This is a genomic window from Enterococcus larvae (genome assembly GCF_017830045.1).
Taxonomy (GTDB): domain Bacteria; phylum Bacillota; class Bacilli; order Lactobacillales; family Enterococcaceae; genus Enterococcus_L; species Enterococcus_L larvae.
In genome coordinates this window covers 50,249-72,390 of the sequence record NZ_JAEDXU010000004.1, presented here as the reverse complement: position 1 = coordinate 72,390, position 22,142 = coordinate 50,249, and the positions used below count along the sequence as shown (strand labels likewise).

Below are 22,142 nucleotides of genomic sequence, written 5' to 3'. Positions count from 1 at the left end.
GATATGACGCTTATATTAGCAATACTATGTCTATTGTTTGCTGTCTTTTTTCTTATATTTGCGGGTTTACGATTGATAGCTCCTGCAATCATACGTAGAAAACATAGGATTGAAGCACCTGGTATTGACTGTATGGAGACAGTAGAAATAGGCGGCATCATGCAGACCCTATATTTTCGAGGGAAAAATGAGGATCATCCAGTTATATTATTTTTGCATGGAGGACCTGGGAATTCAATGTTTCCATTTTTACATCTGTTCCAGTATGATTGGGAAAACGATTTTACCATAGTTCATTGGGATCAGCGTAATGTAGGAAAAACGTATCAAGCAAATGATCCGGCACTTGTCATACAAACGCTGAGTGCTGAGCGTGTACTAGAAGATGTTCATGAAGTAACAGCCTATATAAAGCAGCGACTGAATAAAGAAAAGATTATTGTTATGGGTCATAGTTGGGGAACTGTTCTAGGAACGATGGCTGTACAGACTTTTCCAGAGGATTATCATGCATATATTGGAATTTCACAGATTATCAATATGGCAGATAATGAACGGGTAGGGTACGAAAAGGTGCTTGAATTGGCAAAAGCAGCAGGAAACGAAAAAGACATTAAAGCGTTGGAAAATGTCACACCGTATCCACCATTATTAGAATACAACCAAAGCTATCTAGCAGCTATAATGAGAGTGAGGGCCTATCAAGATAAGTATGGACTTTCTGTAAACTTAAGTTTAGGAAATATAATCAATATACTGGCAACGCCATACTGCACATTTAATGAGTTGAGAAATTCATCTATATTTAAACCATTGGATGCACTCAACGGACAAGGAGATATTATGCGATTTCTATTGGAAGACGCTGACACAAGGAATTTTGGAACGGACTACAGAATACCGGTCTACTACATCATGGGAGGCAATGACTATATCTCGCCCTATTCTCTGACAAAAGACTTTTTTGATGAGATAACAGCGCCAGATAAGCAGATATTCCCTATAGCAGATGTGGGGCATATGCCCTTTCTTGAAAACAAGGCAGAATTTGACCGTATATTATTAAAGGAATTAAAAGAAAGACTCCAAGAGTAACGTTGCTAAAACCCGCTTAAAATCAGCATCGTAGTCGATGAAAGAGACTTTACTACATTTTCGCTCTTCAAGACAAAGCTATGATATGCATCAGACAGTAGAAAAAAATGTCAGAAAGCCTGTAACGATAAGTGAAACAGGTAGTTGAGAATAGTTGAAACGCAGACATTCTTCTATAATGAAGATTTATCGTGAGAGAATGGTATCTAAACCAGCAGAAAAAGTATCATACGAAGAAAAAACTGAGAGTGGGACAATAATCTGTTGCCACTCTTTTCCATACCCTAAATCCGAATAAACGGCGAGTCAGAAGTAGCTCCTACGACAATAAGCCGGAATTCAACAAAAATTTGTGAAACAATTTTCGTGAATTCCGGCTTATTGCTTGTAGCTAAACACTTCTGTCTCAGCCTCAGTTTTTGTTTTACTTCTTTAATTCACTGTCATGATCATTGGTAAAATCATTGGATGGCGTTCTGTTTTCTCAAACAGGTAAGGCTGCAGTGTGGCAGTAATTGCTTCACACAATTTTGCTTCTGTGCAGTTATCGTCCTTCAGCGCATCACGCATTGCGTGGAATAACAGACGCTGGCCTTCGTTGATCATATCGCCGGATTCTCGCATGTAGACAAATCCTCTGGAGAGAATGTCCGGTCCTGCTTGAATTTCCTTGTTTTTGATGTCCACTGTAGCGACAGCCAGAACAAGTCCTTCTTCTGATAAAATTCTGCGGTCACGCAGAACGATATTGCCGATATCGCCGACACCATTTCCGTCGACATAGACATCACTGGCATTGAAGTGTCCTGCATCACGTGCACTGTCGGCAGTCAATGCCAACACATCGCCATTTTCCATGATGAAGCAGTTCTCTTCTGGTACGCCGACATCTTGAGCTAGAGAGGCATGGATTTTCAGCATTCTGAATTCTCCATGTACAGGAACAAAGTATTTCGGTTTCATCAGACGAAGCATCAGTTTCTGTTCTTCTTGTCCGCCATGTCCTGAGGTATGGATATTGTTGATCTTTCCATGAATGACCTCTGCACCAGCTTCAGAAAGCAGGTTGATCAAACGATTTACGCTAGTAGTGTTCCCTGGAATCGGAGAGCTTGAAAAGACAACTGTATCGCCAGGTTGTACAGATATCTGTCTGTGGGTACCATTAGCGATTCGACTCAATGCGGCCATTGGTTCTCCTTGAGACCCAGTACATAAAATCATCACTTCATTCGCCGGTAAATGATTAAGCTGAGAGGCATCAACAAAGGTTCCTTTTGGTACATTGATGTATCCTAAGCGTTCGCCGTTGACGATTGCATTTTCCATGCTTCGACCGAATACAGCAATTTTCCGACCTGTACGTACCGCAGCTTCTGCGGCTTGCTGGAGTCTGAAAATATTTGATGCAAAGCTGGCAAAGATGATTCTGCCGTCTATTTTTTCGAAAATCTTCTTGATTGAGGTACCAATCGTTTTCTCAGATTTTGTGAATGTTGGTATTTCAGCATTGGTACTGTCTGAAAGGAGACATAGTACGCCTTCTTCACCAATTTTAGCCATTCGGTGAAGGTTGGCCGGTTCGCCGACAGGAGTGAAATCAAATTTGAAATCTCCTGTTGCAACAACGTTTCCCGAAGGAGTTTTCACAACAACACCTAAAGCATCCGGGATACTATGTGTCGTTCTGAAGAAGCTTATGACAGTCTTTCTAAAGCGAATGACTGTGTCTTCATTGATTTCATGAAGTTCTGCGTCACGAAGCAGACCGTGCTCGTCTAGCTTATTTGTAATAAGTGCGAGTGCCAAAGGTCCCGCATAGACTGGAATGTTTGCCTGACGCAATAAGTAAGGTACGCCACCGATATGGTCCTCATGACCATGCGTAATGACTAATGCTTTAACTTTCTGCAGGTTTTGAACAATGTAGCTATAATCCGGGATGACATAGTCGATCCCCAACAGGTCGTCTTCCGGGAACTTGATTCCTGCATCGATCAGAATGATTTCATCCTGAAATTGTACACCATAAGTATTTTTACCGATCTCACCCAGACCGCCAATACCGAAAACGCCGGTTTCATTATTTTTTATATTTACTTTCATAGGTTAAAACTCCGTCAATTTGAACTCAGCATGCTCCTGCTCATAAGCTAAGTGATTCCCATCAAGCAGTTGGACGTATTCGATATTATAGGGTGTATTTTCTTCGACTAGCTGACGCACGGCAACGTCGCTTTCGCCTTCCACATAAATAGATTGGGTGTCTTCTCTTTTGGGATTTCTTACTTTTGTTTCTTGATAGTAAACCTTGTAGATCATAATTGATTATCTCCTTCTATATGCTTGCGCAATTTTATTGATTTTCTGTCTAAAATTTGTACACAACAAAATGAGGTGGTGTGCCACCCTAAAAAGTATTTGCCGCCAAAAACATAGAGTTAATGGAGAATGAAGCCTAGTCATTACTTCATTTTATTATGTGCAAAAAAATTCAACGTTCTGTTTGTTGGTTCTACAACAATTATTGCTATTTTATCATAGAATAAATCAGAAGTATAGAAAGGACTCCTATTATTTATCAGTATCTTTAGAAATAAAAACTCTTGAAGGGCTGGATTTCTGCTGCTTTTTAATGGGATAAAAACTAGAATTTTCTTCCTCAGATAGTTTACCAAACGATTGAGTTTATGCTATAGTGGGAGCACTGGGCTAAATTTTGAAGAAGGAGATGATTACTTGAAATTGATGTGGCATTACACAATGAGATATAAGAAATTATTGCTTGCAGATTTCATTTGTGTATTTGGGTTTATATTGATTGAATTGGGGCTGCCGACGATTTTGGCACGTATGATCGATAACGGTATCCAGCAAAATGACTATGAATATGTCAAACAGCAGGGGCTGTTGATGATTGGAATTACAATTATCGGTGTTATTATGAATATCATGCTAGGGTACTTTGGTGCAAGGATCACAACACATATCGTTCAGGATATTCGGAACGATTTATTTGAAAAAGTACAGACATTTTCTCATCATGAGTATGAATCGCTGGGCGTTTCTTCATTGATTACCCGCACAACAAATGATGCATATCAAATCATGCTTTTTATGGGGAATGTATTGAGAACAGGGTTCATGACACCGATGATGTTTATCGTCAGCTTGGTCATGGTTGTTCGAACTAGTCCATTTTTGGGGTTGTTTGTTTTAGGCGCATTGCCGATCCTGCTTATAGCAGTGGTGCTGATTGCGAAGATATCAGAGCCGTTATCCAATAAGCAGCAGAAAAACCTTGATGGAATCAATAGTATTTTAAGAGAGAATCTTTCCGGACTCCGAGTGATCCGGGCATTTGTAAATGAGAAGTTTGAAGAATCTCGCTTTAAAACAGTCAATGATGACTATACCAGCAGTTCTAAAAGCCTATTTCGTTTAATGGCTGCTGCACAACCGGGCTTTTTCTTCCTTTTCAATATCGTTATGGTATTGATCATCTGGAACGGAACACTGCAGATCGATGCCGGCAACTTGGCGGTGGGTGATCTGATTGCGTTTATCGAATATATTTTCCATGCGCTGTTTTCATTCATGCTGTTTGCCAGTATGTTTATGATGTATCCACGGGCGGCTGTTTCTGCTCGCAGAATTCAAGAAGCTTTTGATATGCAGCCGGATATCAAAGAGAATGAGCAAGGTGTTACGGAAACAGAAACAAAGGGTTACTTAGAGTTTAAAAATGTGACATTTGCTTATCCGGGACATGCACAAAGTCCAGTTGTTCGAAATGTGAATTTTACGGCATCACCAGGAGAAACTGTTGCGTTTATTGGGAGTACAGGAAGTGGTAAATCTACGCTGATCCAGCTGATTCCAAGGTTTTATGATATTTCTGAAGGACAGGTACTGGTAGATGGTGTCGATGTTCGTGAGTACAAGCTGAGCGCACTACGTGAAAAAATCGGTTATATTCCGCAAAAAGCGTTGTTGTTCACGGGAACGATTGCCGACAATTTGCGTTACGGAAAAGAAGATGCGACGATGGAGGAAATGGAGCGGGCAGCAGATATTGCTCAGGCTTCAGAATTCATTTCTCAAAAGCAGTTAGGCTTTGATGAGCTCTTGTCCGAAGGGGGAGCGAATTTCTCCGGTGGACAAAAGCAACGTTTATCTATTGCTCGTGCAGTAATTAGAGAGCCTGAAATCTATATCTTTGACGATAGCTTTTCTGCGTTGGATTATCAGACAGATGCGAAGCTGCGTGCTCGCTTGAAAAAGGAAACCGGCAATTCAACGGTATTGATCGTGGCTCAGCGAGTAGGTACGATCATGCATGCAGATAAGATTGTTGTCCTGAATGAAGGTAACATTGTGGGTATGGGAACACACAGAGAATTACTTGAGAATTGCCCAGTATATTATGATATTGCGGCTTCTCAATTGTCAGAGGAGGAATTAGCATGAAAAATGGGCTTTCTTCCATCAAACGTTTAGGTCAATACATTAAGCCTTATAAGAAAACGTTTATTCTGGTTATCATTTTTACGGTACTGACGGTTGCCTTGAATGCGGCGATGCCTTATGTGTCCGGTCTTCCTACTACTGAGATTGCGAAGAATCTTTCTCGTGGGGAAGCAATCAATTTTTCATATATTCTACAGTGTCTGATTTGGATATTACTTGTTGGGCTGGGCTATTGTGCCGCTCAATTCTTATCTGGTTATATGATGACAACAGTCGTTCAGGATTCAATGAAGGACTTGCGTACAGATATTGATGAAAAAATCAATCGGTTGCCGGTTTCTTATTTTGATAGAAACCAGCAAGGGAACATTCTTTCCAGAGTGACCAATGATGTGGATGCTGTAAGTAATGCACTGCAACAGAGCTTCATCAATATTGTTTCTGCTGTCCTTGGTATTTTGATGGCGGCAGGAATGATGTTTTACATCAATGTTCGTTTGGCATTGATTTCCATGATCATGATCCCGCTGTCTATCTTCATTTCACAGACGATCGTAAAGATTTCTCAAAAGTATTTCCAGGGAATGCAGAATGCTTTGGGTGATTTGAATGGATATGTGCAGGAAAATATGACCGGATTCAGTATTTTGAAATTATACGGTCGTGAGAAACAGACATTGGACGGCTTCAAGCAGGTAAACCAGAATCTACAAGATTATGGGTTTAGAGCATCGTTCATTTCCGGCTTGATGATGCCGCTGGTTCAATTAACTGCGTATGCTACGTATATTGTGATTGCGGTTCTCGGAAGTCGAGATGTGATTTATGAAGTGATTGCAGTAGGACAATTGCAGGCAATGATTCAGTATATTTGGCAGATCAGTCAGCCGATGGGGAATATTACACAGCTGTCTGCAGCGCTGCAAAGTGCTTCCGCAGCAACAAAGCGTGTCTTTGAGATTCTTGATGAGCCTGAAGAAGAAATCAATGAGAAGGATATTTTATTACCGGAACCAGTAGAAGGGAACGTTCAATTCGATCATGTCAGCTTTAGCTATGATCCGAAAAAGCCTCTGATCAAAGACCTGAACTTCGAAGTGAAGGCTGGCCAGACGGTTGCTATTGTCGGACCTACCGGTGCTGGTAAAACGACACTGATCAACCTGCTGATGCGCTTCTATGATGTCAATGGCGGTGCCATCAAAGTGGACGGTGTTGATACGAAAAAAATGAATCGAAGTGATGTTCGCTCGATTTTTGGAATGGTTCTTCAAGATGCTTGGCTTTATCAAGGAACGATTGCTGATAATATTCGTTTTGGTAAGCTGGATGCGACAGACTATGAAGTCGTTGATGCTGCTGAAACAGCAAATGTGGATCATTTTATTCGGACAATGCCTGATGGGTATGAGATGGAGATCAATGCTGAAGGAGACAACGTATCTCTTGGACAGAAGCAGCTGCTGACAATTGCTCGTGCGGTGATTTCTGATCCGAAAATACTGATTCTTGATGAAGCAACCAGTTCGGTGGATACTCGTTTGGAAGCCTTGATTCAAAAGGCGATGGATAAGGTCATGCAGGGACGTACCAGCTTTGTTATTGCCCATCGACTGTCAACAATCAGAGAAGCAGACTTGATTTTAGTGATGAATCAAGGAGAAATCATTGAAAAAGGAACACACAATGAACTTCTTGAACAAGGCGGCTTTTATGAAAAGCTCTACAACAGTCAGTTCGCTGAAGATGGCGACTATGATTAATTTTAATTATTAAACTCAAGGTGATTATATAAAGCTGTTCACAGTCAGATATTCTGATTGCTGAGCAGCTTTTTGTTCCAGTTTTGCTATACTAGAATCAAGAAAAGAGGGGATCGATCATGGCAGAGAAAGAGAATTTTATCGCAGAAAGTGCGGATGTTTATGGAGATGTGCTGCTTGCGGAAGACGTGAGTGTCTGGTATCAAGCGGTTTTAAGAGGGGACAATCAAGCAATCAGTATTGGAAAGGGCAGCAACATACAGGATAGTACGGTTATCCATGTGGATAAGCAAGCGCCTGTTCACATTGGCGAATATGTGACGATTGGTCATCAATGTATGATCCATGGGTGTGAAATCCAAAACGGCGCGTTGATTGGGATGAGCAGTATCCTTTTGAATGGGTCAGTCATTGGCGAAAATGCAATGGTAGGTGCTGGTTCCCTAGTTACAGAAGGAACGAAGATTCCGGCAGGTGTTTTGGCGTTCGGCAGGCCAGCAAGAGTCATTCGCCCATTGACAGAGGCAGAAATCGCAAAGAACAGAGAGAATGCCATGCATTATATCAAACTTGCGCAAAAACACCAAAAAGGCCTTTTTTCAAAAATGGTACACTAGTCGACAGAAGTGCAGAATGATCGGATTTTTTCCTACTGCGTGCTAAAATCATAGGTAGGAAGGGGCGAGATTCATGTATTTGAAAATCACGGATAAAGCACAGGAAAAGCTGTTGACCTATATCAAAGAGGACACAATTGTTATTTTGGATTTGGATGATGGTGTAGGGGAGTACTCGAAGGTTGGGTATTGTTCTTTGGATACGAGCTTTCGTTTATTGATACTGGATAAGTCGCAATCCCATAAAGACTACGCCGAATCGTTGGAAAACAATGTAGGAGATATTTATATCAAGGATTACTCCAAGCGTTACTTAGACGAAGCGATGACGTTGGATTTTGATGATCGACTTCATGCACTACAGCTGAACGGCCCTAGCGGGATATTAGATAGTAATGTCCCAATCGTCGATTTGAGACCGGAAAAAACAACCGATTGATTGAGACAATAAAAGCTGGATAAGAACAATGCCATACTGATTGTTTTGAGATAAAAAAGAAGAACACAGAGATCATACAGACAATAAGACGGAATTCACTAAAATTTTTTCTATAAATCTTAGTGAATTCCGTCTTATTATCTTTGAAGCTGCTTCTGCCCTGTCCTTTAAGGCATAAAAAAGTGTGGAACAGATGATGTCCCACACTTTATGCTTATTTAGGGCGTTCCAAATTTGTTATGTTGCTGATGTGTGCGTAGCCGGTACCAGCTAGACGAGCAACTGGCTGAAGTGCTTCTGGAAGAATGTATTCTTTTTCTTCATCAAAAACAGCTTCGCTGAAGTGAAAGTCAGTTACCTCAGCAATAATCAAATCTGTGATCACATCACCTTCATGATCCTGTAAGGCAACATGTTGATAGAGTGTTGCTTCCATACGCAGCTTCGCCTTTTTGATAGCTGGCACGGAAACTGAGCGACTCGGAACGGTCTCAATGTGGTTGAGCAAGATTTCACTCTCATCTTCCGATAAAGAAGCGGCTGTCTGATTCATTTCAGCCAGCACTTGATCATCCACTAAATGAATGACTAGCTCGTGATTTTCCAGAATATTTCTGGCAGTATCCTTCATGTGACCCTGTTTTCTAAGGATCGCTAAAGTGATTAGCGGCAGCTCGGAAGAGGCAGCGTTGAAAAAGCTGAAGGGCGCTGCATTTACCACTCCGGAAGCTGTGCTCATGGTCGTGACCCAAGCAATCGGCCGAGGAATGATGCTTCCTGATAGAAACTTATACTGCTGCTTTTTTGATAGATCCTTACTTGAATAGTGCAGCATAACAGCTCTCCTTTATCTGGCCTGATTGGCATCAGAGGTATCGAAGGGACGTACAAACGCTTCGATCTCTTCACGTTTTGGTTCTAAAAATGGTGGTAGAGAAAGCTTCTCTCCAGCAGCTTCATAGGTTTCATCTTGAAGGAAGCCAGGGCCGTCTGTGGCAAGCTCAAATAGTACATGAGGAGCAGCCATGAAGTACTCAGACTCGAAATAGAAGCGTTCGACAAATCCGGAATTCGGGAACTCCAGCTGATCGATTTTATTGATCCAAAAGCGCAATGCTTCCTGATCCGCAACACGTAAAGCCAAGTGATGCACATTTCCAAAGCCTTCCATTGCCTGAGGCAGATCATCACGATGAGCAACAATGATGCTGGCACCATTTCCGCCTTCGCCGATTTCAAATAAATGGAAGCTGCCTTCTGCATCGACTAGACGAAAGCCTAAGACATCTGTCAAAACCAGCTGCATGTGCTCGAAGTTTGCCACAGTCACGAAAACAGGGCCTAAACCGATGATGGCATGCTCAGCAGGAACGTTTGCATTTTTCCAAGGCGTTCCGCCAGCTACACCTTGATTATTTTCGTCTGAAATCAATTGATAGCGCTGCTCGTCAAAGTCTTCAAATTCTACATATTTTTTCCCAAAGCGCTCCATGATTTCGCCATGAGTAACATCGTGTTCGTTAAAGCGTTCGATCCAATACATCAAGGAATCGTCATTTTTTACTCGGAAAGAAGTTCTTGAAATAGAATCAGTTCCTTTAGTTCCTTTTGGAATTCCCGGAAAATCAAAAAAGGTCATGTCTGTTCCCGCACTGCCTAAGTCATCGGTAAAGTATAAGTGATAGGTTTCGATGTCGTCCTGATTCACGGTTTTCTTTATCAAGCGAAGCCCCAAGATATCTGTGAAAAAGCGATAAATTTTTTCAGCACTTGAAGTCATTGCTGTGACATGGTGTAATCCTCTGATTTGTGTGTCCATAGGTAAACCCTCCAATTATATGAATACGATGAAATAGCCAATCAGGTTACGGAACGCTTCTAGTCATATTATAGTATCTTAGCCATCGCTCGTATAATCAATTATTTCTTGCGATTCATACAAATTTTTATTTTTTTGCAATTGAACTTACTAAAAGTAAGTATAAGGGCGAAATGAAATAAAAGCAACAAATCTGTCTCTTCTATTATCGTGTATCCTAAAAAAATATGCTAGGATAATGATGGAGGGAAGAATGATGATGTATAATACACTGTTTTTTGATTTGGATGGAACAATCACGGACTCTGGACCGGGAATCTTGAACTCTGTCCGATATGCATTGGAAAAATTACGCTTGCCTGTTCCTGAAACACAAGCGCTGTTATCCTTTATTGGTCCGCCTTTGATGGATTCTTTTATGAAGAAATATGAGATGGATGAAGAGGAGGCAGAACAGGCAGTCAGCTATTATCGAGAGTATTATGTTGAAAAAGGGATGTATGAAAATCTGGTTTATGATGGGATTCCGGAGCTGTTGGAAAATCTGAATCAATCAGGCTGTACACTCTATATAGCAACCTCAAAGCCGGAAGTTTTCGCGAAACAGATATTGGCGCACTTTGAGCTGACGAAGCATTTTAAAGGGATATATGGTGCAAGCTTAGATAGCAGCCGCTCCAGTAAAGGTGCTGTTATTCGCTACGGGATGGCTGAAGAGAATGTTTCAGCAGCTGGCAGTCTAATGATCGGAGATCGTGAGCATGATGTACTTGGTGCGATGGAAAACCAAGTAGAATGTATTGGTGCTCTGTATGGTTACGGCGATAGAGAAGAGCTGGAAACAGCAGGAGCTATTTACCTAGCTGAGACGCCGAAAATGATCGGAGACTTTCTTTTGAAGAATTAATAGAGAGGGAATCTGATTGAAGCGAAAATGATTTTGGTGCACTTAAATAAGCTTTTGAAGAGGATTTCGGTACGCAGGCTATTAAGCTCTGACAACAGGTGAGCTTGTATCTAAAAAAAGAGAGAGGCTGAGACAGAAGTGTTTAGCTACAAGCAATAAGCCGGAATTCACGAAAATTGTTTCACAAATTTTTGTTGAATTCCGGCTTATTGTCGTAGGAGCTACTTCTGACTCGCCGTTTATTCGGATTTAGGGTATGGAAAAGAGTGGCAACAGATTATTGTCCCACTCTCTCTCTTTTTTATTTTAAATTTAAAGTAATGCTTTATCCAGTGCATCCGTTAGACGCTTCATTTGGTCTTTATCAAAAATCAACGGACCGTTTTCTCTCATCGCATCTGCATCTTCAGTAGTGAATAACTCCGGATACAGCTCAATCTGTTCAATCAAATCATCTAGGTATTCATCTAAATACTCGCTGTCGCCATACATATCTTTGTAGGCATCCAGATCCGTTTCATCCTCTTCTTCCTCTGTGGCAAAAATGGAGTCCATGATTACTTGGAATCTTTCTTCACTTAAGATGTCTCGCTTGCCTGGTACATTGATCTCGCCTGATTTTTTCTGAGGGGTGATTTTGATTTTCAAAACTAAGTCCATCTCAGTGTCTGCATCATCATACAGGTAGCTCATTGTTACTGTACTGGTGATTTTATTGGTTTTTGTATTGACACTGACTTTGATTTTCAATGTATCGAAGCTGTTCTTCAAAGTCTTAATGCCGTCTTCAAAGGATTTCTGTGATTCTTTATCCTTCGCCTCTTTTGCATAATCTTTCAGTGCGTCCATAACAGCAATGATTTCTTTTTTTGTAAATGTGTGGGAAATGACATCGTCCTTTTTAGTGAAAGAATCCTTTTCAAAAATATCCATGATTTCTTTCATTTTTTTGATTAATGCCAGATCAAACCCTGAACCGCTGTCTTCATCTTCTTTATCCTCATCTTCATCGTCTAATTGATCCGTTATATTATCAACATTGATGAATTTGCCTTCTAATTTATCAAGATCAGACTGGCTGATGTTTACAGGATATTGGAATGCTTCTGCAATCTCCAATGCACCGGAGATGAAGCTGGTAGACAAATACATGTTTTCCTCATCGGTAACAAATTGGAAAGGAAGTGTTTGTCCATAGACCTTTAGATTGAGTTCTGTTTCAGAAACTTCTTTCTCTTCATCAGAGGCAAAGGAGCCGTCCAGAGAAAGCTCTTTTAGCTGGCTGGCAAACATACTCATGTATAGATTCGTATTCATATCATTACTGGAATAATCGAAATCCTCCACGCTTAGTTCAAATTTCGAAGCTTCGGCAGCGCTGGTTCCTGCATTAGAAAGTGCTTCGATAAATTCTGTTCGAGGATCATTCCAACAGCCGCTTAATAAAAAGACGGACATTGTAGTGAGAATCCCTAGTCCCCATTTTTTCAATTTCATTTCTATTTCCTCCTTTAAACGATAATTCTATTTTACTAGCAAATCAGAAAAAATTATATCCTTTTTTTGAAATTTATTTTTTACATTAGTGAAGAAGGCTTCAAAAGGTTGGCAAATCAATCATTTGTTTGAAAATTCTCAATTTTTTTTATGAAATTTGTATATTTTGAGAAAAGAAATCCTTTTCATCGGGTATAATAAAATAATACCAACGAAAGATGAATGGAGGAATTTTTTAATGGCAAAAACAGTTATTGTCGGTACTAATCACGCAGGTATCGCAGCGGCAAACACATTGTTAGATAACTATAAAGATCAGGAAGTGGTAATGATCGATAGAAACACCAACCTAAGTTATCTAGGCTGTGGTACAGCACTTTGGGTAGGTCGTCAAATTGATTCCTATGAAAACCTGTTCTATACGAAAAAAGAGGATTTTGAAGCAAAAGGTGCAACAATTCACATGGAAACTTCTGTGGACAGCATTGATTTTGATAAAAAAATCGTTCACTGCAAAACGAAAGACGGCTCGGAATTCACTGAAACATATGATAAATTGATCTTGGCAACTGGTTCAGCACCAATCGCTCCAAATATTCCAGGAAAAGATTTAAAAAATGTTGAATTCTTGAAATTATTCCAAGATGGTCAAGCAGTAGATGCTGCGATGGCTCAACCAGGTGTAGAAACAGTGGCAGTTATCGGAGCTGGCTACATTGGTGTGGAAATTGCTGAAGCAGCAAAACGCCGCGGCAAGAATGTCCTGTTGTTTGATGCAGCAGATCGTTGTCTGCCAAACTACTACGACAAATGGTTCACAGATGATATGGATAAAGTGTTGTCTGACAACGGCATTGAGCTTCATTACAATGAATTGGCAAAAGAGTATAAAGGAACTGAAAAAGTTGAAGCAATCGTTACAGATAAAGGCGAATACCCTGTGGATCTGGTTATCAATGCGATTGGTTTCAAACCAAATAATCAACTAGGAAAAGACCATCTGAAATTATTTACAAATGGCGCTTATCTGGTAGACAGCCATCAGCAAACAAGCGATCCGGATGTATACGCAGTTGGAGACTGTGCAACAATCTTCTCAAATGCGGTACAAACAACAACTTATATCGCTTTAGCTACGAATGCTGTTCGTTCAGGAATCGTCGGTGCGCATAACGTTGCCGGCACAGCTCTTGAATCTATTGGTGTTCAGGGATCAAATGGTATCTCTATCTTTGGATACAACATGGTATCGACAGGATTGACTGTTCAGGAAGCTGAAAAGTCAGGCTTCAAAGTGAAATATACACAATTCGAAGATACACAAAAACCTGGCTTCATGAAGGACAATCACACTGTGAAAATCCGTATCGTTTATGATGCTGAAACACGTCGCGTATTGGGAACTCAACTTGCTTCTTACGAAGATATTTCTATGGGAATCCATATGTTCTCACTTGCGATTGAAGAAAGCGTAACGATCGATAAGCTTAAATTATTGGATATCTTCTTCTTGCCGCATTTCAACCAGCCGTATAACTATATCACTATGGCTGCTTTAAGTGCTGAATAAAAGCTGAAAAAACGAAGGATAAATGCCTCGTGACATCTTCTGTAACCGGAAGATGTTTACGAGGCAATTTTTTTTGAAAAAAGGGTAAAAGATTGTTAATTTCTGATACATTTTTCTAAAAAAGTTTAATTTTTGAAGACTTTCATGTATAATGGTTGAAGTTATAGAAGTTAATTAGAGAGCAAGGAGGATTAATTTTGGCAAACGATAACCAAAATAATCAAGATCATTCTGATTCTTCTTTCAAAGATCAGGTATTACGTTCGTTGAGAGGCGAGAATGTTGAGGGTGATCATGCATCTTCTTCTGAAAATAACCATCAAAATGATAATCTGGATTCACCTACGGAGGAGCCTACTAGTTCATCGAACTGGCTATCCGAGCAACAGGAATCATCTGATAATTTTTCAAGAACATCTGATTCTCAAGAGAGCGAACATCAGTCGTATACGGAACCGCAAGCTACTGCGGAAACTGAGCGTTCTTCACGTGTGACAGAGAGTAGAGCAGATGCCAAAGAAGCATTAAAGCAAAACCGTGGAAAAGAGGACCGAATTGTCAACAGGATCGTGCTGCTGGTGATTTCTGTTTTGGTTCTGGTCGTGGCTGTTTTCGGTTTTACCTTTTATAAATATGTAAATGATGGGCTTCAGCCTTTGAATAAGGATGATTCTGATCTGGTACAGGTACATGTTCCGGAGGGGTCATCTAATAAGCAGATTGCTTCGATCCTGGAAGAAAATAAAGTGATCAAAAGTGGTATGGTATTTAATTATTATATCAAATTCAAAAATCTGACTGATTTTCAGGCTGGTTATTACCAAATGTCTCCAGATATGACACTTGATGAGATCGGTGCGATGCTGAAGGCAGGAGGAACCGCTGAGCCGACACAGATTGCTGATGGGAAAGTAACGATTCCGGAAGGTTATGATATCGATAAAATCGGTACAGCAATTGAAGAAAATACAGACTTCAAGAAAACTGATTTTATTGCACTGATGGAAAATGCAGATTACTTCAACGCAATGAATGCTAAATATCCTGATTTATTAGGAAGTGCAGCAGCAGCGGAAGGTGTTCGTTATCGTCTGGAAGGGTACTTATTCCCAGCGACTTACGACTATTATAAGGAAACATCTCTACAAGATTTTGTAGAACAAATGATCGTCAAAACAAATAGCGTGATTGAACCGTATGTGCCGACGATTTCTGCGCAAGGCATGACCATTCAGGATGTCCTGTCATTGGCAGCTTTGGTGGAAAAAGAAGGAGTAGAAGAAGGCGATCGAAGAAATATCGCACAAGTCTTCTTCAATCGGATGGCTATCGACATGCCATTGCAATCAGACATCTCAATTCTTTATGCATTAGGTGAGCATAAAGAAAAAGTATACAACAAAGATCTGGAAGTCGATTCACCATACAACCTGTATAAGAATACAGGCTATGGTCCGGGACCGGTTGACAGTCCTAGTGAACAGGCAATTTCAGCTGTGCTGAATCCTGAAGAAAACAACTATCTTTACTTTGTTGCTGACATCACTACAGGAAAAGTATACTTCGCAGAAACGTATGAAGAACATTTGGAATTAGTTGAGCAATATGTAAACAACACAGACGAATAATCCTGTAAATAAAATGATCAGCTGCTGATTTTGAGTATTATGTTACGAGCCAAACTGTTATGGTGAGGCTCGTTTCGCTTTAATACTTTTATGAAAGCGTTAGATTTTTGCGTTTGAAACATTAAAATTGAGCGAATCTTATTTACAATTTTTAGAAAGCATGGTAATCTTTTGTGGATTACAAATACCCTGTATTTTAGAAAAAAGTACATAACAAATTGTAGTAAGTTTAGTAAGGGAGAATCATTATGGTAGAAAAAGTATTTCCTATGACACTTGAAGGAAAAGCAAAATTAGAACAAGAACTAGAGGAATTAAAGACAGTCAAGAGAAAAGAGATCGTAGAGCGAATCAAAATCGCACGCAGCTTCGGTGATCTGTCTGAAAACTCGGAATATGAATCAGCAAAGGACGAACAGGCTTTTGTTGAAGGAAGAATCACAACTTTAGAAAACATGATCCGTTTTGCCCAGATCATTGATAACAACGGCGTGGACTCTGATGAAGTGTCTATTGGTAAGACCGTTGCATTCGTTGAGCTGCCTGATGGAGATGAAGAAGAATATACGATCGTCGGAAGTGCTGAAGCAGATCCGTTTTCCGGAAAAATCTCAAATGATTCACCGATTGCTCAAGCGCTTATCGGTAAATATCTGGGAGATGAAGTTGCAATTGCAACGCCCGGAGGAGACATGCAAGTCAAAATCGTAAGAGTTGGCTGATCATTTTAACTGATTGAGGATAGGAACATGGTTTCCTGTCCTCTTTTGTTGAAAACTCAGGCTAAAGACCTATAGTAAAATACTGCCAAAGCAACTAATATTAGTATGGGAAATAAAGTATACTATTACTATGAGATCGGCTAAGTAAACAGTGACTAATGATTATTTTCGTGTTTATATTAGCTTCTCGCGTTACGTCCGACTCTGGATGATTTGCTGTATTTACGAAAAAATACCTTAGTAGACGTATCTTTATTTGAAGGAACCTTTAATAGGATTCTTATAGTTAGAAAGGAGGAAATGAAATGAACAGTCCATGGAGATTTTTTATTATTGTGGAAGCATTACTTTTCATCTTTGCTTTATGGCAAATTATACATAATACACCTCTACTTATTTTATTGATAATTGGAGTTTTGAGCGTGATTTTTGCTCTTAGAAAAAAACAAAGAGATGGTCTAGGCAATTTTATGCTGATCATGGGTATTATATTGATTATTATTGGTGTGATCAACAGCCCGGCAGTTTGGCTGATGATGGTTTTCGGTGTTCTTTTTGTAGGACTTAAAGGCGTTGAGATTTCAGGAGTCGATCTTACACAGAGGGCGCCTTGGAAGAAAAAACAGATGATGATCATCGAAACAACAAACGTTGAAAGTAAGAACGGCAGAAAATTCAAACGTCCTTGGTTTGCCAATGAACGGATCGGCAGCAACGTATATGAATGGGATGACATCAATATCGATATCCTTTCCGGAGATACAATTATTGATCTAGGAAACACACTCCTTCCGAAGGATGACAACGTAATTATTGTCAGAAAGGGATTTGGACGTACTCGCATACTGGTTCCTTTAGGAGTTGCAGTTGTACTGGAGCACTCTACATTCTACGGCAATGTGACATTTGAAAATGAAAAATACCATTTGAAAAACGAGTCATTGAAAATATACAGCGACAGCTATGACAGTAATCCAAGACGATTGAAGATCATAACCAATACGCTTGTAGGAGATGTTGAGGTGATCCGAGTATGATAGCTGGGAAAATCTCCCGACAGATGTTGTCTTTATATGCTGCGTTCAGCACCTTTTTAGTGGTGCTGTTTACGCTGTTCTCTTATTTCCATGCCATCAACCAAAAAGACTGGTTATTAGAGCTTTTTCGACGAAAGGTTTTTTATGTTCCTTTCTTTTTTCATATCCTGCTGCTCTCTATGATTGCAGGTTTGTTGACTTTCCTGTTGATATCTATTGTGCAAAAAGCTCAATATGGTAGAATTGAAGAAAAGTTACGCTTGTTGGCTGCAGGAAACTATGACAGCCCGCTGATTGGCAAAAAAATTCCTCATGCTGATAATGATGTGTATATTGGGGATATCGATGCTGACATCAGTGCTGTTCGCAGTAAGCTTGTGGAGATGTCCAAGGAGCTGCAGATACTGAACAGCCGTCCTCAAGTGTTTGATGGTGAAACGAGAGAAGAAATCCTTGAAGAAGAACGGCACCGTCTTGCCAGAGAGCTTCATGATTCTGTCAGTCAGCAGCTATTTGGAGCGATGATGATGATTTCAGCATTGAATGAGCAGGCACAAAAGTCTGATACTTCAGATATGTTTAAAAAGCAGCTGGCTATTGTGGGAGATGTCATCAATGCGTCTCAGTCTGAAATGCGAGCGTTGCTGCTTCATTTGCGTCCGGTAAGCCTTGAAGGCAAGAGCCTTAAAAAAGGGATCGAACAGCTGTTGAAGGAGCTTAAAACAAAAATCAAAATCGAGTTGACCTGGGATGTAGAGGATGTTTGTCTGAGTAATAGTATTGAGGATCATCTGTTCCGAATTGTTCAGGAGCTTTTGTCGAATACTCTTCGACATGCGAAGGCGAATGAGCTGGAAGTCTACTTGCATCAGGTTGGTGAGAACGTTCTATTGCGTCTTGTAGATGATGGTGTTGGATTTGACATGAATGAAAACGAGAACAAAGCGGGCAGCTATGGTCTGAAGAATATTCGTGAACGAGTTGCCGGAATGGGCGGTTCAATCAAAATCATCAGCTTTAAAGGACAGGGAACAAGTGTAGAAATCAAAGTACCCGTTATAAAGGAGGAACTAACAGATGATCAAAGTGATGCTGGTTGATGACCATGAGATGGTCCGCCTAGGTGTTTCTTCCTACTTGTCTATCCAAGATGATATTGAAGTGATCGGCGAAGCTGAGAATGGACGGATAGGTTACGAGAAGGCCTTAGAATTGCGCCCGGATGTCATTTTAATGGATTTGGTAATGGATGAAATGGATGGGATCGAATCAACAAAGGCGATACTAAAAGATTGGCCGGAGGCAAAAATCATTATCGTGACAAGCTTTATTGATGATGAAAAGGTTTATCCTGCGATTGAAGCAGGAGCGGCAGGTTATTTATTGAAGACTTCAACAGCTCATGAAATAGCAGATGCTATTCGAGCGACATTCAGAGGTGAGCGTGTACTTGAACCGGAAGTGACGACGAAGATGATGGAACGTCTGACGAAAAAACAAGAGCCGGTACTGCATGAAGACTTGACGAATCGGGAATTTGAAATTTTACTGCTGATCTCTAAAGGAAAGAGTAATCAGGAAATTGCAGATGAGCTGTTTATTACGTTGAAAACAGTGAAAACCCATGTGTCTAATATCCTAGCGAAGCTGGATGTGGATGATCGAACGCAGGCGACGATTTATGCGTTCAAGCACAAATTGGTAAAATAAAACATTGGAATTAGGGCGTGTCTGAAAGCTGCGGTGGAATCCGAATTTTTCAGATACGTCCTACTATAGATTGTAAATAAACAGTAGGAGCAGAGAGCCATTATGAAACAGAATTTTGCGATAATCGGTTTAGGAAGATTCGGTGGTAGTATTTGTCAGACGCTGATCGAGTCAGGACAGGAAGTTCTAGCTATTGACAGTAATGAAGATAAAGTGAATGAATACATGAATATTGCGACACATGCTGTCGTAGCAAATGCGCAGGATGAAATGACGCTTCGATCATTGGGGATTCGAAACTTTGACCATGTAGTTGTTGCAATCGGTGAGGACATTCAGGCGAGTATTCTGGTAACTTTAATGGTAAAGGAGATGGGTGTGCCGAATGTTCTTGCAAAGGCAGTAAACTCTTATCATGCCCGTGTACTGGAAAAAATCGGGGCCGACTCTGTTGTCCATCCGGAACGAGATATGGGAATCAGAGTTGCTCATAAGCTGGTTTCAAGAAATATTTTGGATTACATTGATCTGTCGAATGAATTCTCACTGGCAGAAATTCGTGTGTCAAATCCAAAGTTCTATAATAAGACATTGGGAGATTTGAACTTCCGTCAGCGCTTTGGTTTGACTGTTGTTGCGATACGCAGGTCGAAGAGTGAGGTTATTGCTTCACCGGCTGCAGAAGAAATCGTTAGAGAGAACGACAACTTGCTGGTAGTTGGGAATACAGATGATGTCGATTTACTGGATAATAAAATGAGTCAATAGGCAACTTATACATGAAAGTAATCTCTTCTATGCTACAATATTCAGGTAGGGAGGGATTATGGATGAAATTGACAGTGACGCCGCGTGCCCAAGAATGGTTCAAGCAGGAGCTCCAGTTAGAGCCTGAGATGGGGATTCGCTTTTATGGGAAGGTCTATGGCAGTACCAATGTACATGAAGGCTTTTCTGTAGGGATGTCTGTGGATACACCTGAGAAACCATTGGCGCAAACGAAGGTTGGCGGATTGATGTATTATGTAGAAGAAAATGATGATTGGTTTTTTACCGGCTATGATTTAGTCGTTGATTATGATGAAAAGCTGGATGAGCCAACATATCTTTTTGAAAAAAATAGCGATTTTAAACAATAAAAAAGCGGAACAAACTCGATAAAGGTTTGTTCTGCTTTTTTTATTGTTAAGATTCAAGACAGTAGCGAGCGGCAGGGGAGGTTGCAGTCAGCAGCTAGTCATTAACCAGCGATAAAGTTGTCAGCCTTTTTTGAATATCTTTCCTGTAATGTGGAAAAGAGAATCGTCTGGTATTTTTCTATTTCAGTCAAAGTGATCAACTTGAAGTTGCCTTTTCTTCTTACGCTTTTCGGCAGCAAGAGCGCAGATGTTGCAATATAATAATCATAGTCCTTTTTTTCAAAGGAAGTGATCAGCTCTGCCTCAACAAATGGGATTTTTGCCAGGTACTCAAAAAGAGACTGGGAAACGATCGCATTCTGAAACAAGATGACTCCTACGCGTAATTGATGGTTCTGTTTTTCCCGCTCAAAGAAGGGCAGCAGAAATACAGTACAGCTAAAGACCAAATGATCTAAACAGTTTAGTATCCAACGATGCTGATCTGTCTGTGCTGTCTTTTTCAAGAAGGCTTGAACATCATGAAACAGCGGCTCAAACAAAGGATGATGTCCTCTGAAAAGGTCGTAAGAGAAGTCCACCGCTAACGGCAGACGATCTTCCCTGATCGCATGATTCAAAAAAGTTGTGAAAATGTTGATATGTAATAATTCTTTTTCATCTTCGGTAAGAGCATTCTCACCAAGTGCACTTATGTAAAAGTTTTGGAATTCACCAATCAAGTTTCCTAATGGATGATTGTCACTGAGCATATAGGACTTCACGTAAGGGATTCGCGGATCATCTGAATGGAAATATGGAATCCAGTAGAAGAGCATATAAGATAGAAAATCAGATTCTCTTGAACGAAACTGTTTTGAAATACCTAGTTGTTTCAATTCATCAAAAAACGATAAATTTGTTTCCGGGTAGACAAGCTGATCAAAAGGAGTTTCAGCTAAGAAATGGGCTTTTTCTAAACGCAGTCTATTGATAGAGGTCAGCAAAAACCACTGTCTCGGTTCAACATACTTCATCCATTGCTTATCATTGAAGTCGAACAGCTCAGGCCCTCGTTTATTTTCTCCTAATGCAAGGAAAAAATCTTCTCCGAATGAAGTAAGCCAAAAGAAGTTAAAGTAAACGATGCGAATGATTGCTTCATTACCTGTGATTCTCATTTTCGAGCAATTTATCTGGATATCAAACTTTTTCAAATAGCTGATGATAGGCTGAAGCTTTCTTAGAACAGAAGCACGACTTATGTAATTTTCTTCACAAAAATCTTCAAGGCGATAATTCTTTTCCAGAATAGAAGCCAGCAAAAATTTATAGGCAATACTTTCCTGAAACAAATATTGCTGATAAGATGCGGTGATAAGCTGTTCCTTATTGATTGTAATTTTTCCATCATCCGTCAAAAGCGGTGTGCCTATTTGCTGCTGCAAGTCATCGTCCATCTCTGTAAACAGGGAAACGAGACGAGCGTGAGAGAAATCTGTGAATTGTTTAAAATACCTGGGCGAGTAAGTTCCATCGTCACATTCGAGGAACTGGTGAAACATATCTAACTTTTTTTGTGAAAAATCATCTAAAATGATTGTCTCGAGCATGATTATTTCCTCCTAACGGTAATCGTGTAACAAAGTAGCTTTTTAACTATCTCTATTACATCATACCGATGAAAACGGATAATTTCAAGAGAGAATGTTATAAAAATGTTTTTTTATAAATAATTTATAAATATAAA

20 protein-coding genes are annotated in these 22,142 nt (G+C 40.1%); 14 read left to right on the top strand and 6 right to left on the bottom strand.

Translation table 11 applies throughout. The annotated features are described in order from the left end of the window. Positions 1-3: 3 nt before the first annotated feature. A complete protein-coding gene (locus tag I6N96_RS08820) occupies positions 4-1,095 on the top strand; it encodes an alpha/beta fold hydrolase (protein WP_209557212.1) in 1,092 nt (363 codons plus the stop codon). A gap of 432 nt (positions 1,096-1,527) precedes the next feature. Here the strand turns inward: I6N96_RS08820 and rnjA are convergent, their stop codons facing one another. Further along, entirely contained in the window at positions 1,528-3,201 is a 1,674-nt protein-coding gene (rnjA, locus tag I6N96_RS08815) for a ribonuclease J1 (protein ID WP_209557211.1), read from the bottom strand. 3 nt (positions 3,202-3,204) lie between these two features. Continuing rightward, positions 3,205-3,417, bottom strand: coding sequence for a DNA-directed RNA polymerase subunit epsilon (locus I6N96_RS08810; protein WP_209557210.1), 213 nt, complete (start codon positions 3,415-3,417; stop codon positions 3,205-3,207). Positions 3,418-3,834: 417 nt separating this feature from the next. Between I6N96_RS08810 and I6N96_RS08805 the strand changes: the two genes are divergently transcribed. From I6N96_RS08805 to I6N96_RS08790, 4 genes are all read left to right on the top strand, one after another. Continuing rightward, complete coding sequence (locus tag I6N96_RS08805; protein ID WP_209557209.1) at positions 3,835-5,565, top strand: ABC transporter ATP-binding protein; 1,731 nt, start codon at positions 3,835-3,837, stop codon at positions 5,563-5,565. Continuing rightward, a complete protein-coding gene (locus tag I6N96_RS08800) occupies positions 5,562-7,328 on the top strand; it encodes an ABC transporter ATP-binding protein (RefSeq protein WP_209557208.1) in 1,767 nt (588 codons plus the stop codon). Before I6N96_RS08805 ends, I6N96_RS08800 begins: the two co-directional genes overlap by 4 nt. A 119-nt stretch (positions 7,329-7,447) precedes the next feature. After that, the gene (locus tag I6N96_RS08795) at positions 7,448-7,945 is read left to right on the top strand and encodes a gamma carbonic anhydrase family protein (RefSeq protein WP_209557207.1); all 498 of its coding nucleotides are present in this window, start codon (positions 7,448-7,450) and stop codon (positions 7,943-7,945) included. Between the two features lie 73 nt (positions 7,946-8,018). Next, positions 8,019-8,384, top strand: a complete 366-nt coding sequence (locus I6N96_RS08790; protein WP_209557206.1) for an iron-sulfur cluster biosynthesis family protein — start codon at positions 8,019-8,021, stop codon at positions 8,382-8,384. A gap of 214 nt (positions 8,385-8,598) precedes the next feature. Here the strand turns inward: I6N96_RS08790 and I6N96_RS08785 are convergent, their stop codons facing one another. Then, on the bottom strand, positions 8,599-9,219 hold the full coding sequence (locus tag I6N96_RS08785; protein WP_209557205.1) for a flavin reductase family protein: 621 nt from the start codon (positions 9,217-9,219) through the stop codon (positions 8,599-8,601). Between the two features lie 12 nt (positions 9,220-9,231). Further along, complete coding sequence (locus I6N96_RS08780; protein ID WP_209557204.1) at positions 9,232-10,203, bottom strand: ring-cleaving dioxygenase; 972 nt, start codon at positions 10,201-10,203, stop codon at positions 9,232-9,234. Between the two features lie 259 nt (positions 10,204-10,462). Between I6N96_RS08780 and I6N96_RS08775 the strand changes: the two genes are divergently transcribed. Next, entirely contained in the window at positions 10,463-11,110 is a 648-nt protein-coding gene (locus I6N96_RS08775; RefSeq protein WP_209557482.1) for an HAD family hydrolase, read from the top strand. Between the two features lie 312 nt (positions 11,111-11,422). Here I6N96_RS08775 and I6N96_RS08770 read toward each other — a convergent pair whose 3' ends face one another. After that, complete coding sequence (locus I6N96_RS08770) at positions 11,423-12,607, bottom strand: hypothetical protein (protein WP_209557203.1); 1,185 nt, start codon at positions 12,605-12,607, stop codon at positions 11,423-11,425. A 238-nt stretch (positions 12,608-12,845) separates the two neighbouring features. On the opposite strand from I6N96_RS08770, the gene nox reads away from it, so the two are divergent. The 8 genes from nox to I6N96_RS08730 all read left to right on the top strand — a co-directional run bounded on the left by nox (position 12,846) and on the right by I6N96_RS08730 (position 20,413). After that, positions 12,846-14,177 carry a H2O-forming NADH oxidase gene (nox, locus tag I6N96_RS08765; protein WP_209557202.1) on the top strand — a complete coding sequence of 444 codons (1,332 nt, stop codon included), beginning with the start codon at positions 12,846-12,848 and terminating at the stop codon, positions 14,175-14,177. Positions 14,178-14,374: 197 nt separating this feature from the next. Then, a complete protein-coding gene (gene mltG, locus I6N96_RS08760) occupies positions 14,375-15,805 on the top strand; it encodes an endolytic transglycosylase MltG (protein ID WP_209557201.1) in 1,431 nt (476 codons plus the stop codon). A gap of 248 nt (positions 15,806-16,053) precedes the next feature. Then, complete coding sequence (gene greA, locus I6N96_RS08755) at positions 16,054-16,527, top strand: transcription elongation factor GreA (protein WP_209557200.1); 474 nt, start codon at positions 16,054-16,056, stop codon at positions 16,525-16,527. 305 nt (positions 16,528-16,832) lie between these two features. Continuing rightward, entirely contained in the window at positions 16,833-17,564 is a 732-nt protein-coding gene (gene liaF / locus I6N96_RS08750; protein ID WP_209557199.1) for a cell wall-active antibiotics response protein LiaF, read from the top strand. After that, entirely contained in the window at positions 17,564-18,664 is a 1,101-nt protein-coding gene (locus I6N96_RS08745) for a sensor histidine kinase (protein ID WP_209557481.1), read from the top strand. Before liaF ends, I6N96_RS08745 begins: the two co-directional genes overlap by 1 nt. Continuing rightward, positions 18,642-19,274, top strand: coding sequence for a response regulator transcription factor (locus tag I6N96_RS08740; RefSeq protein ID WP_209557198.1), 633 nt, complete (start codon positions 18,642-18,644; stop codon positions 19,272-19,274). Before I6N96_RS08745 ends, I6N96_RS08740 begins: the two co-directional genes overlap by 23 nt. 102 nt (positions 19,275-19,376) lie before the next feature. Beyond that, positions 19,377-20,042, top strand: a complete 666-nt coding sequence (locus I6N96_RS08735; protein ID WP_209557197.1) for a potassium channel family protein — start codon at positions 19,377-19,379, stop codon at positions 20,040-20,042. Positions 20,043-20,104: 62 nt separating this feature from the next. Beyond that, positions 20,105-20,413, top strand: a complete 309-nt coding sequence (locus I6N96_RS08730; protein ID WP_209557196.1) for a HesB/YadR/YfhF family protein — start codon at positions 20,105-20,107, stop codon at positions 20,411-20,413. Between the two features lie 101 nt (positions 20,414-20,514). Here the strand turns inward: I6N96_RS08730 and I6N96_RS08725 are convergent, their stop codons facing one another. Continuing rightward, complete coding sequence (locus I6N96_RS08725) at positions 20,515-22,005, bottom strand: helix-turn-helix domain-containing protein (RefSeq protein ID WP_209557195.1); 1,491 nt, start codon at positions 22,003-22,005, stop codon at positions 20,515-20,517. Positions 22,006-22,142: the final 137 nt, after the last annotated feature.

Excerpts from the sequence above, each read along its gene's own strand:
- I6N96_RS08820 (WP_209557212.1), top strand. The coding sequence starts at position 4 with ATGACGCTTATATTAGCAATACTATGTCTATTGTTTGCTGTCTTTTTT.
- rnjA (WP_209557211.1), bottom strand. The coding sequence starts at position 3,201 with ATGAAAGTAAATATAAAAAATAATGAAACCGGCGTTTTCGGTATTGGC.
- I6N96_RS08810 (WP_209557210.1), bottom strand. The coding sequence starts at position 3,417 with ATGATCTACAAGGTTTACTATCAAGAAACAAAAGTAAGAAATCCCAAA.
- I6N96_RS08800 (WP_209557208.1), top strand. The coding sequence starts at position 5,562 with ATGAAAAATGGGCTTTCTTCCATCAAACGTTTAGGTCAATACATTAAG.
- I6N96_RS08795 (WP_209557207.1), top strand. The coding sequence starts at position 7,448 with ATGGCAGAGAAAGAGAATTTTATCGCAGAAAGTGCGGATGTTTATGGA.
- I6N96_RS08790 (WP_209557206.1), top strand. The coding sequence starts at position 8,019 with ATGTATTTGAAAATCACGGATAAAGCACAGGAAAAGCTGTTGACCTAT.
- I6N96_RS08785 (WP_209557205.1), bottom strand. The coding sequence starts at position 9,219 with ATGCTGCACTATTCAAGTAAGGATCTATCAAAAAAGCAGCAGTATAAG.
- I6N96_RS08780 (WP_209557204.1), bottom strand. The coding sequence starts at position 10,203 with ATGGACACACAAATCAGAGGATTACACCATGTCACAGCAATGACTTCA.
- I6N96_RS08775 (WP_209557482.1), top strand. The coding sequence starts at position 10,463 with ATGTATAATACACTGTTTTTTGATTTGGATGGAACAATCACGGACTCT.
- I6N96_RS08770 (WP_209557203.1), bottom strand. The coding sequence starts at position 12,607 with ATGAAATTGAAAAAATGGGGACTAGGGATTCTCACTACAATGTCCGTC.
- nox (WP_209557202.1), top strand. The coding sequence starts at position 12,846 with ATGGCAAAAACAGTTATTGTCGGTACTAATCACGCAGGTATCGCAGCG.
- greA (WP_209557200.1), top strand. The coding sequence starts at position 16,054 with ATGGTAGAAAAAGTATTTCCTATGACACTTGAAGGAAAAGCAAAATTA.
- liaF (WP_209557199.1), top strand. The coding sequence starts at position 16,833 with ATGAACAGTCCATGGAGATTTTTTATTATTGTGGAAGCATTACTTTTC.
- I6N96_RS08740 (WP_209557198.1), top strand. The coding sequence starts at position 18,642 with ATGATCAAAGTGATGCTGGTTGATGACCATGAGATGGTCCGCCTAGGT.
- I6N96_RS08735 (WP_209557197.1), top strand. The coding sequence starts at position 19,377 with ATGAAACAGAATTTTGCGATAATCGGTTTAGGAAGATTCGGTGGTAGT.
- I6N96_RS08730 (WP_209557196.1), top strand. The coding sequence starts at position 20,105 with ATGAAATTGACAGTGACGCCGCGTGCCCAAGAATGGTTCAAGCAGGAG.
- I6N96_RS08725 (WP_209557195.1), bottom strand. The coding sequence starts at position 22,005 with ATGCTCGAGACAATCATTTTAGATGATTTTTCACAAAAAAAGTTAGAT.